Origin of the sequence: Bacillus sp. AP8 (genome assembly GCF_000321185.1) — a bacterium.
In the GTDB taxonomy this organism is placed as follows: Bacteria; Bacillota; Bacilli; order Bacillales; family DSM-1321; genus Bacillus_AD; species Bacillus_AD massilioanorexius.
The window spans coordinates 1-13,478 of the sequence record NZ_CAPG01000052.1; the positions used below are offsets into that span (position 1 = coordinate 1).

Here is a 13,478-nt window from a genome sequence, read left to right on the forward strand (position 1 = left end):
AAATAAAAAAGAAGAAAACGAACAAAGATAGTACGTTTCTCTTTTTTTATTGTAAAAAAGCTTTTTCATCATACAATTTCGCTAAACTCAATACGAAAACCATAAAAATTTCCTTATTGAAAAAGGTTAAATATCTTCATAGCTAAATAGGCTATACCAGCACCAATTAACGGCCCAACTGCTACACCTTTGAACACAGCAACAGCAATAATTGTTCCAAAAACTAAAGCAGCCGTTATATGAGGATCTGAAGAAAGTAATGTCACTCCATTTTTCGCCAATAAGGCAACAGCAATCCCAGAGGCCAAAGCAATCCAAGCATAAGGGGATTTTAAAGCATCACCTAAATCTTTAAATCCAATTGCTCCAGTTGCAATTGGTACCAAGACAGCAATTGTAATAATAGTAACTCCTAAATTGATTCCTTTACTTTGAAGAAACGGAAAAATCTTATCTCCTACACCTAACACTTTAATGATTAATAAGACTCCGACCGCAACTATTAAGGAATTATTTTTCGCTACAATGGCTACCCCTAACAATAATAATAAAAATAAAAATGATGTCATATTATTCGTCCTTTTCCTATTTCGTGATGTCGTTTCCATTCTTGATTGACCCAAAAATTCTCTTGAATCCATGAATTTTTCAATAATGTTCATTATAAAACCTATGTATAAATCATATAATACCTTCTTATCTGTATTTAATTTTACTAATTCAAAATAAAAGACAAGGGTAATATTTATTTAAAAAGTCCAGTATACATGTAGTATTTAGGAGGTAAACTGGCATGAAGCCTGAAAATATATATAGATTTATACGATTTGTTATTGTTACTTGTATTATTATAGCAATTTCTTTCATTCTTTTTTATACAGCAAAGGTCACATACCCTTTCATTATAGGATTTGCTATTGCTTTTATGATTAATCCTATTGTAAACTTCCTTCAGCATCGTATTCGTTTTCCTCGAGCAGTTTCCGTGCTCCTTACGATGATCGCCATAGTTTCAATCTTTGCTGGACTAATCACTCTTCTTGTCACAGAATTATTATCAGGTGCCAATTATTTAAGCAATCATGTTCCAAGGCAATTGAACGTCCTCATTCAATATAGTGAGCAAATGTTAACAAATACTCTCATTCCATTTTACGAAAAGATAACAGGTTTGTTTAACACTTTAGATACTGACCAACAAAATACCATTATACAAAACATCCAAAATATTGGAACAGCCATAGCCAATACACTTGGTGATTTTATCCAAAATTTCTTTCAAAACATTCCTACCATAATAAGTTGGTTTCCAAATGCCGCTACAGTACTCATATTTTCAGCCCTAGCTACTTTTTTTATCAGCAATGATTGGTATCGGCTTCAAAAATATTTAAATGCTCTTGCACCTAAGAAAATAAAGGAAAGTTCAGGTGCAGTCATACTCAATTTAAAAAAGGCTTTATTTGGATTCATTAAAGCGCAGCTAACACTTGTTTCTATTACAACAGTTATTGTTTTATTAGGTTTATTAATTTTAAGGGTAGAATATGCTATCACAATCGCTTTAGTTATTGGTCTTGTAGATATATTGCCCTACTTAGGTAGTGGAACCATATTTGTTCCTTGGATTCTGTATGAAGCATTTATAGGAGAAGTAAGCCTCGCTATCGGATTAGGAATATTATACATTGTTGTCATAGTTCAAAGACAAATCATGGAACCAAAAGTATTATCTTCAAGCATTGGGCTCGATCCCTTAGCTACTCTCATTTCACTTTTTGTCGGTTTTAAATTACTGGGATTCTTAGGACTAATCATCGGACCAGTCGTATTAGTTGTTCTAAATACGCTACATAAAAGTAATGTATTTAAAGATATTTGGACTTATATAAAGGGCGATGAAAACAAAATATAGAATGTCATTCTATCTGTTAAAAATGTTCCATTCAAAAAAACTAGCTAATATTATTACCTAGCTAGTTTTTTATTTGATAAAAATGTTTATCGTTAAGCATATAATAATCATATGCTTAAACTTTACATACAAGTATGAATTTCTTAACGTATAATCGTAATGGTATTTTTTTCGATTTTTTTATAAAAAAGTTTCTTTAGTAACGGTTTCATCATCGTTCTAGTTGGAGGCAATAATAAGAAGAGCCCGAGTAAATCAGAGATAAAGCCAGGTGCTATTAACATACAACCGCCAAGCAAAATGCAAACTCCATCAATTAACTCTTCCCCAGGCATTACTCCACGATTCAACTGTTGCTGAACTTTTTGAACAGTAACCAACCCTTGGTATTTCGCTAGGTATGCTCCACCAATCCCTGTAGCTATTATGAATAATACGGTAGGCAACAGTCCAAACGTTTTTCCTGACCATAATAAAACTCCTAGTTCACACGCCGGCATAACAATAAACAATAGTAAAAAATATTTCAATACCTGTCACCTCCTACACTCTAATACTATTATACCCTTTATCGTTTTATTTCTAAATAGCAAGAGAGAATGACTAATTATTATAAAAATTCATCATAAAATTCATTAATACCATAAAAAAAGAGTGTCAAACATAAGCATTGCTTTGTTTGACACTCTTTCCACTTTTTACTTTAGTCTATAAAATGCTAGCTTTAGCATCTGAAATAATACCACGTTGAGCATCTACAGATACATGTTGTCCTTCTTGTAATGCAGTCATTGCATTTTCAGCTCCAACGATTACAGGAATTCCATTATTCACACCTACTACAGCAGCATGGCTAGTTAATCCACCTTCAACTGTAATTAAAGCCGCACATTTTTCGATGGCAGGCATCATTTCTTTATCAGAACCGATTGTTACTAAAATGTCTCCTGCTTCAACTTTTGCATTTGCTTCTGCAGCATTTTTAGCAAGTACTACCTTACCAGTTGCTTTTTTACGGCCAATTCCTTGTGCTTTAAGAATTGTTTTTCCAAGAGATTGAACTTTCATCATATTTGTTGTACCTTCTGCACCAACTGGTACACCAGCAGTAATTACAACAAGGTCACCATATGATACAAGACCTGAATTCAAGCTTTCTTGAATTGCAGAATCAAGCATTTCATCAGTGGATGTAGTTTTTGGACCAACCATTGGTTGTACACCCCAAACTAATGCTAAACGACGAGCAACAAAATCGTTTGAAGTAACAGCAATAATTGGAGATTTTGGACGATATTTAGAAATCATACGCGCTGTATGACCACTCTCAGTTGGAGTAATGATAGCATCTGCAGCAAGATTTAAAGTAGTGTGAGCTACAGATTGTCCAATTGCATCCGTAATTGTATGCTCACTATCTTTACTACGTTTTGAAAGTAATTCTTTATGATTTAATGCTGATTCAGCACGAGAAGCAATGTTATGCATTGTTTGAACTGCTTCAACTGGGTAAGATCCAGCAGCTGTTTCACCAGAAAGCATGATTGCATCTGTACCATCGAAGATTGCATTCGCTACGTCAGAAGCTTCTGCACGTGTAGGACGTGGATTGCGTTGCATAGAGTCAAGCATTTGAGTCGCTGTAATAACAGGTTTTCCTAATGCGTTGCATTTCTTAATAAGTTGTTTTTGTACAAGAGGTACTTCTTCAGCAGGAATTTCTACGCCTAGATCACCACGAGCTACCATTAATCCTTCAGAAACTTCAAGAATTTCGTTAATATTATCAACGCCCTCTTGGTTTTCAATTTTAGGAATGATATTAATATGATGTCCTCCGTTATTATCAAGAAGTTCACGAATTTCTAAAACATCAGAAGCACGACGAACGAAAGAAGCAGCTACAAAGTCAACATTTTGTTCGATACCGAAAAGAATGTCTTGTGTATCTTTTTCTGTGATTCCTGGAAGGTTAACAGAAACGCCTGGTACGTTAACACCTTTTTTATTTTTTAGAATTCCGTCATTCAATACAACTGTATGAATTTCACCATTCTCTTTATCTAACTTTGTAACTTGGAGTCCAACTAAACCATCATCAAGAAGAATTCTAGAACCTACAGATACATCGTCAATTAGTTCTGCATAAGTAATTGAGAATTTTTCAGCTGTTCCTAATACTTCTTTTGTAGAGATAATAATGTTTGAACCAGTTTTTAATTCAACTGCTCCGTTTTCCATGTCATTCGTACGTATTTCAGGTCCTTTTGTGTCCAATAGGATTGCTACATTTTTACCTGTTTTTTTGCTTGCTTCACGAATTGTTTTGATACGTGCTGCATGTTCTTCGTGGCTTCCATGAGAGAAGTTTAAACGACAAACATTCATTCCAGCTTCCATTAAGCTACAAAGTTTTTCAAAAGATTCACTTGCAGGTCCGATCGTACATACAATTTTAGTTTTACGCATTTGGCTAAATAGCCTCCTTCATATTTATAAAAAATAATTCTAACATTCTTAGGTCTAAGTAACCTATCTCTTCAACTTGCTCTGTTAAATGACATGATTGTTTGTCTAGTATTTATCCAACGTCTTTTTTCCTTTGGGAAGCATCCGAGCCTCTCCCTTTATAACGAGGCTCGTTTTACTCGCCATTCATATTAAAGACAATTCATAAACACCAACAATATGGTTTAACGAAACCTTGTAATTAAATAGATAATTCCTCAGATAATTGATACATTTTCATGTCAATTACATGTGGTTTTCCAAGCGCTTCAATAATATCGTAATCAACCAATTGGTTGTTTTCAATACCTACCGCACGTCCGCCTTTTCCTTCAAGTAAAAGCTCAACAGCTTTTGCTCCTAAACGGCTGGCTAACACACGGTCAAAGGCTGTTGGTGATCCACCACGTTGTGTATGACCTAGAACTGTTACACGAGTATCAAATGAAGTCATCTCTTCAATTTGTTTTCCGATATCAATAGCGCTTCCCACACCCTCAGCTACAATAATAATACTGTGTGTTTTTCCACGATCATGACCTCGTTTAAGTTTCGCAACGATATCATTAATATCATACTCTTTTTCAGGTATTAAAATAGATTCTGCTCCACCTGCAAGACCAGCCCATAAAGCAATATCTCCTGCATTTCTTCCCATTACTTCAATAACATAGACTCTCTCGTGAGAAGAAGCTGTATCACGAATTTTATCGACAGATTCAATAACTGTATTCAATGCTGTATCGAATCCGATTGTAAATTGAGTTCCAGGGATATCATTATCAATCGTTCCAGGAACACCTACACATGGGTATCCATGTTCAGTAAGTGCTTTTGCTCCCATGTAAGAGCCGTCTCCTCCAATAACAACTAATGCATCAATGCCATGCTTTTTAAGTTGTTCAATCCCTTTTAATTGTCCTTCTTTTGTTTTGAATTCTGGACAACGTGCAGAGAAAAGAGATGTACCTCCACGTTGAATAATATCTCCAACAGAACCTAACTCTAATTTCTTAATATCTCCATCCATTAAGCCTTGGTATCCACGATAAATACCAAAGACTTCAAGATTATGATAGATTGCCTTACGAGCTACTGCACGAACAGCAGCATTCATACCAGGCGCATCTCCACCACTAGTTAAAACACCAATTCTTTTCAATATACTCACCTCAACATTTTTTTCTTTACTAATAGGAGTAAGTAAATCTAAATAATATCAAGCGGGTTTACTATGTATTGACTTGTACTATTCAACCATCCTATTTTATTCTTCGACAAAATCATGCTTCTTATAAAATTATCCTTTGTCATACCACTAATTTTTATGATAGTTCTTTACAACTTTGAATAAATAAACATGAGAAGTTTTTGTCAGAGGAGGATTTTGCACTTCACGCCTATACATTCTAAATGACTTTTATCGTTTAGTAAACCCAATATGTGAAGGAATTAACAATATATTTTTTTTATTGTAGTTATGTTCAATTTATTTTTATTATTTTTCTATAATATCCCTATAACGCCAACATTTTATGGTAACAATGCGAAAAATTCTAAATATTACTTTTCACTAAAAAAGTGTAGCCCTATGGCCACACAAATTTATTTTACTTCTATATATGAATCTGTAGATTCATACTGTCCAATCAATTTAAATTTATTATATCGCTCTTCTATTAACGACATACTATTTTTTTGTAAAAGTTCTTTTAAGGACGTGATTAACATATCGTTCATAAATTGAACTTGACCTTCTAAATCACGATGAGCTCCACCTTTTACCTCTGGAATAATATCATCAATAACAGCCAATTCTTTCAAATCCGGAGCGGTTATTTTCATGCTTTCTGCAGCTTTTTTTGACATAGTTGAGTCCTTCCAAAGGATTGTCGCTGCACCCTCAGGGGAAATAACAGAATATGTAGCATTCTCTAACATATAGATTCGATCGGCAACTCCTAGAGCTAAAGCTCCACCGCTTCCGCCTTCTCCAATGACAATACTAATAATCGGAACTTTTATACCCGCCATCTCAAATAAATTTCTGGCTATTGCTTCACTTTGTCCTCTTTCCTCAGCTGCACTACCTGGATATGCTCCTTTTGTATCAATAAAACAAATAATAGGTCTATTAAATTTTTCCGCTTGTTTCATTAATCTTAGTGCTTTACGATACCCTTCTGGATGAGGCATACCAAAATTTCTACGAATATTTTCTTTTGTGTCTTTTCCTCTTTGGTGACCAATTATAGTGATTGGAAGACCGTGAAATGTTGCTATTCCACCAACAATGGCTTCATCATCTCCAAAATAGCGGTCTCCATGACACTCAAAGAAATCTTCAAATAAATGACCAATATAATCTAAACTTGTTGGTCGTGCTGGATGACGAGCGATTTGCACACGATCCCAAGGTTTTAAATTTTCATATATGTCATTTTCTAGTTTTTTTAATCTAATCTCAAGCTTTGCTATTTCAGTTGATAAATCGACATCAGCTTCATTTGTAATTTTAATAAGCTCATCAATTTTACGTCTCAATTCCGTAATTGGACGTTCAAATTCTAATTCTCCAACCATTGAATATCACCACCTGGTTGATGTATTTTTAAAATTGTAGCTAGCTTTTCTTTCATTTCTGTACGAGAAATAACTGCATCTAACTGACCATGCTTTAATACAAACTCAGCTGTTTGAAAATCTTCAGGTAGCTCTTCTCTAATCGTTTGTTCAATAACACTTCTACCAGCAAATCCAATAAGCGCTTTTGGCTCTGCCAAATTATAATCACCTAAAGAGGCAAAACTTGCTGATACTCCACCAGTTGTAGGATGGGTCATAATAGAAATAAATAAGCCTCCATCTTCACTAAAATGCTTCAAAGCAATACTTGTTTTAGCCATTTGCATCAAACTAAGTATCCCCTCTTGCATTCTTGCTCCTCCTGAAGCTGTAAAAATGATAAAAGGAACTTTTTTCTTATGAGCTTGTTCGACTGCTCGAGTAATTTTTTCACCAACCACAGTTCCCATACTGCCCATTCGGAAATTAGCATCCATAACAGCAATTACCACTTCAATGCCAGATAATAAACCTTCTCCTGTAACAACTGCCTCATTTATATTTGTCTTTTTTCGATCACTTTCAATTTTGCTCTCGTAGCCAGGAAAGTTCAAAGGATTTCCAGAAGTCATATCTTTATCATATTCATGAAAAGTTCCTTCATCAATTATACTTTCAATTCTTTCCCTTGAATTCATACGATGATGAAAACCACAATGCGTACAAACCTTTTCGTTTTTAACTAAGTCTTTTGTATACATGATCTTTTTACATTCTGGACATTTTGTCATAATTCCTTCTGGAACATCCTGCTTATGACGTTCTGAAGGAATAGTAGCATACTTCTTCTTTTTAGATTTAGAAAATAACTCTTTAAGCAAGAGGAAGCCCCCTTTACGTGGATTTTCCTGCATATCATTTATGCATGTCCTATATTGTACAGTAATAACTCTGATTAAATTGTAAAACTATGTCATAAACCATTCGACAAATTTCTTAAGCTATTCATATAAGTGTTTAATAACTGTGTTTCATCACGCTGCTTTAGTATTGATAACAGTAATAAATATGGTTCTTTTAAATGGACCTGAGATCTTGTCGTCATTGAATTTTGATAGCTTCCAATAGCTAACCAAATTCTTTCTAGCAGATGATTATTATGTATAGCAGCAATTCGTTTAAAAAAAGCATAATCATCAAAGTCTTGGTTTGTTACAAAATCGATTAATTCCTCGATTTGATCATCCGATGCATCTCTAATAGCTAATTTAAGACAATCCATTTCAATTAACATTTTTGTTTCTAAAAGATTTTCTTTTGCCTTTTGCTCTTGAAGAAAGAAGCTACCTAAAATATCAACAAGCTTATGTTCTTGGAAGTTTTTAATGAACGTTCCTTCGCCTCTTCTCGTTTCAATTAGTCCAAGAAGTTCTAATGAACGTAATGCTTCTCTAACAGAAGAGCGCCCAACTTGCAGACGCTCTGATAATTCTCGTTCTGAAGGAATCTTATCTCCAGGTATAAGACCATCATCTTCTATCATCATTTTCAATTGTTCTACAATATCTAAATAGACCTTAGAGGATGATTTTGTTGGTTTATCCAATTACATTTCACTACTTTCCAATAATCGCTAGGTCTTTTGTTTTTTCTTTAATTACTTCTGGATCTACTTTAATTCTTGCAACACCCGTTTCCATTGCAGCCTTCGCAACAGCTGCAGCAACTTCTGGAGCCACTCGAGGATCAAAAGGTCCTGGGATTACATAATTTGGTTCTAATTCTTCTGGCGATACTAGGCTAGCGATAGCCTCTACAGCAGCCATTTTCATCTCTTCATTTATATGTGTAGCTCTTACATCTAAAGCTCCACGGAAAATACCTGGGAAAGCTAACACATTATTAACCTGGTTCGGATAATCTGAACGTCCTGTCCCTACCACAAGCGCACCTGCTTCTTTTGCTTCTTCAGGCATAATTTCTGGAGTTGGATTTGCCATTGCGAAAATGATAGGATTTTCATTCATGCTTTGGACTTGTTCTTTAGTTAAACCACCAGCAACAGATACACCAATAAAGACATCGGCACCTTTAATAACATCGTCTAAACTGCCTTCTATTTTATCGCGATTCGTAATTTTCGAAATATTATCTTTTACTTCATTCATGCCATATGGGCGACCTTCAAAAATAGCACCTTTCGAATCACACATAATAACATCTCTTACTCCATAAGTAAAAAGTAGTTTAATAATAGCTATTCCAGCTGCTCCGGCGCCATTTGCTACAATTCTTACCTCTGATAAGGATTTACCTGCTAGCTTAAGAGCATTAATTAATCCAGCGACAGTAACAATTGCTGTTCCATGTTGATCATCATGGAATACAGGGATATTTGCTTCTTTTTTCAAACGATCTTCTATTTCAAAACAATTTGGTGCAGCAATATCTTCTAGATTTACACCACCGAAATTCGGTTCTAAAAGTTTCACAGTCTCAACGATTTTATCGATATCTGTTGTATTCAAGCAAATAGGGAATGCATCAACACCAGCAAAGCTTTTAAAGAGAACTGCTTTTCCCTCCATTACTGGTAAAGCTGCTGCTGGACCAATATTACCTAAGCCAAGTACAGCAGTACCATCAGAGACTACCGCCACAGTATTCCCTTTCATAGTGTACTCATATACCATCTCTGGCTTATCATAAATATCCTTGCAAGGCTCTGCTACCCCTGGTGAATAAGCGAGACTTAAGTCTTCACCATTCTTTACTTCTACTTTAGAAACTGTTTCTAGTTTCCCTTGGTTAATACGGTGCATATGTAGTGCTTTTTCTCTTAAAGTCAACGAAATTTCACTCCTTATTTTTTTGAAAAGGGGGTTAACAAAGCCAAACCAACTTGTCAAAATATTTTAGTGGTCAGACCACGATTTAATATATTTCACTATAACATAACTTTTAAAGATGTAAAGATTAAATGTTTTTGACTATTATATTTTTTCTATCTACAATTTTCATCAATTGTTCTAATAATGCGTTTGTTGGCTTTACCCAATCCCACATTGGAAGCAATACCGTTCGATTTTCTTTTTCAAAATAAAGCATTACCCTTGTCGTGCCATGATACTTTTTAAGTGTATTTTTGATAGAAAATAGTTGTTCTTTATTTTGATTCATAGAATCAATTTTGATATAAAGAGTCTCAGAAGCATGATTTTTTATTTCCTGTAACTGTTGTACTGAAAGGATATTTTGTACAATAAATTGAATTTTTCCATTTCGTTTTTCTACATAACCATGAAACATCATAATATTTCCTTTTTCCAAATCAGCAGAATGATTTTTATAAACAGTTGGAAATACAACTGCTTCAATTTCTCCACTATCATCAGTAATGGTTAGAAAAGCCATTACATCACCTTTTTTGGTTCGGATCGTCTTAGCCTCTGTTATGTATACTCCAATCGCATATTTCCCTTCAGTTCCTTGAGCTACATTATAAAGAGAATGTGACCCATAATATTTAAAAAGGTTATCGTATGAAGAAACCGGATGACTTGATATATATTGGCCTAACACTTCTTTTTCAAATTGCAGCATCGCATCAAGCGGAATTGGATCCATTTCGATATATTTAGGTTTCAAATTAAATTCCGTGCTTTGAAATAATTCAAAACTATCGTCATCAGTCGATACGAGTTCTGCATGGTCTATAGCAACATCTAAGCTTGCTAATAAAGTAGCACGATTTTCTCCCCACTCATCGAGTGCTCCACTATAGATCAGAGCTTCTAAAACCTTTCTATTAACAACTTTGGAATACACTCTACTACAGAAATCAAACAGATCACTAAACTTCCTGTTCTTACGAGCTTGTAGTATTTCTTTTACAGCCGTACCACCAACACCTTTAATTGCTGCTAGGCTATAACGTATTCCCTCTTTCTCAGACTGAAAACTATATAAGCTATTATTAATAGACGGCGGTAATAATGGCATTTTCATTTTCTTTAATTCTCTGGTATATTGCACAATCTTACTATCGTTACCAATAGAGCTAGTCATTAATGCAGCCATAAAATATTTGAAATAGTGGGCTTTTAAATAAGCTAATTGATAAGCAATAAAGCTATATGCTACAGCATGACTTAAATTGAATCCGTAATTAGCGAATTTAACAATATAATCATAAATATGCTCAGCAACTTCCTTTGTGTACCCTTGCTTCATACTTCCATTTAAAAAATATTGTCTTTGTTCTTCTAAAACATCTGCTTTCTTTTTAGACACAGCTCGACGCAGCATATCCGCTTCTCCAAGAGAAAAACCTGCAAATTTAGATGCAATCTGCATGATTTGCTCTTGATACACAATAATTCCGTACGTATCTTGTAATATATCTTTTAAATCGTTATGCAGATAAGATATTTTCTCTTCTCCATGTCTCCTTTTTATATAAGTTGGAATATTCTCCATTGGACCTGGACGATATAAAGCATTAACTGCTACTAAATCAGAAAATCTTTCAGGCTTTAGTTGTTTTAATACCTTTTGCATTCCATCTGATTCAAACTGAAAAATTCCAACTGTTTCACCATTCCCCATCATTTGAAGAGTTTTTGGGTCGTCCATAGGAATATGCTTAATATCCAGGGCTTTTCCAGTATCTTTTCTAATAGCATGAAGAATTCTTTCCATTAGCGTCAGATTTCGCAGACCTAAAAAGTCCATCTTCAAGAGACCTAATTCTTCAAGGATATCCATCGGAAACTGTGTTAAATGAACCCCATCATGCCCTTCTTGAATGGCAATCGTATCAGTTAAAGCTACGTTGCTAATGATAACTCCGGCAGCATGGGTCGATGTATGACGTGGTAACCCTTCAATCTTTCTAGCTATATCGATAATTAATTGATTTTGTTCACTTTCCTGATAATAATCTTGAAACTTAGTTGATTCTTTTAGAGCTTCATTAATCGTTATTCCTAAACGGCTTGGAATCATTTTAGAAAGTGTATCTAACTCCTTGCTATTCAATCCAAATATTCTTCCTGTATCTCTTAATGAAGCTCTTGCGGCAAATGTTCCAAATGTGATAATTTGAGCAACATGTAGTTCTCCATATTTTTTTGCTACATAAGAAATAACCTCATCTCTTCGTATATCAGAAAAATCTATATCAATATCTGGCATAGATACACGCTCTGGATTTAAAAATCTTTCAAACAATAAATGATGTTCCATCGGATCGATATCTGTTATTCGCAATACATATGAAACCATTGAACCAGCTGCTGATCCACGTCCAGGTCCTGTTAGAATCTTTTGTTTCCTAGCAAACTTCATAAAGTCCCATACAATTAGAAAGTAATCACTAAAATCCATTCTTTTTATAACCGATAACTCATACTTTAATCTTTTATAATATGCGCTCGGAGCATTCGGATAACGTTCATTAAACCCTTGGATACATACTTGCTCTAAAAGCTCTTCAGCAGGGATATCCGATGGATACTTTGGTAACAACCTTCTATTAAATTCAATAGTTACATTACATTGATCCGCAATTATACTGCTATTGAAAATAGCTTGAGGAAAATCTTTAAACAGCCCTTCTATTTCCTTACTGCTTTTAAACGAAAAATCTTTTGCATCCTGATTCTTTTGCCAATCTCCTTGAAGTTTAGTACCTGATTGAATAGCTTTTAATACATCATATGCCAGGCCATCTTCCTGCTTCATATATAAAATTGGATTAGTAGCTACTAGAGGAGTACCTGTTTCTTCGGCAATTTGGACAATAATAGAATGACTTGAAAGATTTTCTGAAGAATTCATATTTTGAATGGATAAATAAAATCGTTTTGAATCAAATATATTTTTATAGGTATGTAAAGCTTCTATCGCCTTTTCTTGTTCATTATTCTCAATATATGTTTCAATAATGCCTTCACTACCAGGTGAAATAGCAATTAGTCCTTCTTTGTATCCTTTTAGCCATTTCAACGGTATTCCTAACTTTGACTTAGTTTGTATACTGCTGCTTATTTTCAATAGATTTAAATAACCTGTATTATTACACGCTAATAAAAGAAGAGGAAATGCTTCTTCTCCATGCAAAACATCTGCTAGCAAACCAATAATAGGTTTTATGCCATTATTTTTACATGCCTTATAAAAAGCAATCGTTCCATACATAACGTTTCGATCTGTTAATGCAATGCTCTTCATTCCATTTTCTTTAGCTGCCATGACTAAGTCATCTATTTTAACAGTACTTGATAGCAAACTATAAGCAGACTGTACGTGGAGATGAACAAAATTCATTTTACCCCTCCTATCTAAATTTCTAATAAGTCACGTTGACCTATTTCCCTATATTATAGAATCTTTTTTCAAAAAAAGAAAATATGTTCTGTTTTTTCCTTCATGTTTGAAGCATACCTTTTACAAGTTGTCCATATATAGTAATAGAAGGATAAAAAGA

Annotated in this window: 10 protein-coding genes; 1 reads left to right on the top strand and 9 read right to left on the bottom strand. The window is 34.3% G+C overall.

Annotation, left to right across the window (positions count from 1 at the left end):
• Positions 1–113 precede the first annotated feature (113 nt).
• A complete protein-coding gene (locus BN349_RS13665) occupies positions 114–569 on the bottom strand; it encodes a DUF441 domain-containing protein (RefSeq protein WP_026089311.1) in 456 nt (151 codons plus the stop codon).
• Positions 570–793: 224 nt separating this feature from the next.
• Between BN349_RS13665 and ytvI the strand changes: the two genes are divergently transcribed.
• Complete coding sequence (gene ytvI, locus BN349_RS13670; RefSeq protein WP_019242888.1) at positions 794–1,915, top strand: sporulation integral membrane protein YtvI; 1,122 nt, start codon at positions 794–796, stop codon at positions 1,913–1,915.
• A gap of 143 nt (positions 1,916–2,058) precedes the next feature.
• Here ytvI and BN349_RS13675 read toward each other — a convergent pair whose 3' ends face one another.
• The 8 genes from BN349_RS13675 to dnaE form a co-directional block, all read right to left on the bottom strand.
• Positions 2,059–2,445 carry an FxsA family protein gene (locus tag BN349_RS13675; protein WP_019242889.1) on the bottom strand — a complete coding sequence of 129 codons (387 nt, stop codon included), beginning with the start codon at positions 2,443–2,445 and terminating at the stop codon, positions 2,059–2,061.
• Between the two features lie 178 nt (positions 2,446–2,623).
• Positions 2,624–4,384: a pyruvate kinase gene (pyk, locus tag BN349_RS13680; RefSeq protein WP_019242890.1), complete on the bottom strand. Its 1,761-nt coding sequence runs from the start codon at positions 4,382–4,384 to the stop codon at positions 2,624–2,626.
• 241 nt (positions 4,385–4,625) lie between these two features.
• Positions 4,626–5,585 carry a 6-phosphofructokinase gene (gene pfkA, locus BN349_RS13685; protein WP_019242891.1) on the bottom strand — a complete coding sequence of 320 codons (960 nt, stop codon included), beginning with the start codon at positions 5,583–5,585 and terminating at the stop codon, positions 4,626–4,628.
• Between the two features lie 443 nt (positions 5,586–6,028).
• Entirely contained in the window at positions 6,029–7,006 is a 978-nt protein-coding gene (accA, locus tag BN349_RS13690) for an acetyl-CoA carboxylase carboxyl transferase subunit alpha (protein ID WP_019242892.1), read from the bottom strand.
• Positions 6,991–7,869 carry an acetyl-CoA carboxylase, carboxyltransferase subunit beta gene (gene accD / locus BN349_RS13695; protein ID WP_019242893.1) on the bottom strand — a complete coding sequence of 293 codons (879 nt, stop codon included), beginning with the start codon at positions 7,867–7,869 and terminating at the stop codon, positions 6,991–6,993. The genes accA and accD overlap by 16 nt, the downstream gene beginning before the upstream one ends.
• Before the next feature lie 92 nt (positions 7,870–7,961).
• A complete protein-coding gene (locus BN349_RS13700) occupies positions 7,962–8,594 on the bottom strand; it encodes a FadR/GntR family transcriptional regulator (RefSeq protein WP_019242894.1) in 633 nt (210 codons plus the stop codon).
• A 10-nt stretch (positions 8,595–8,604) separates the two neighbouring features.
• Complete coding sequence (locus BN349_RS13705) at positions 8,605–9,837, bottom strand: NAD(P)-dependent malic enzyme (protein ID WP_019242895.1); 1,233 nt, start codon at positions 9,835–9,837, stop codon at positions 8,605–8,607.
• A 127-nt stretch (positions 9,838–9,964) separates the two neighbouring features.
• Complete coding sequence (gene dnaE, locus BN349_RS13710; protein WP_019242896.1) at positions 9,965–13,318, bottom strand: DNA polymerase III subunit alpha; 3,354 nt, start codon at positions 13,316–13,318, stop codon at positions 9,965–9,967.
• Positions 13,319–13,478: the final 160 nt, after the last annotated feature.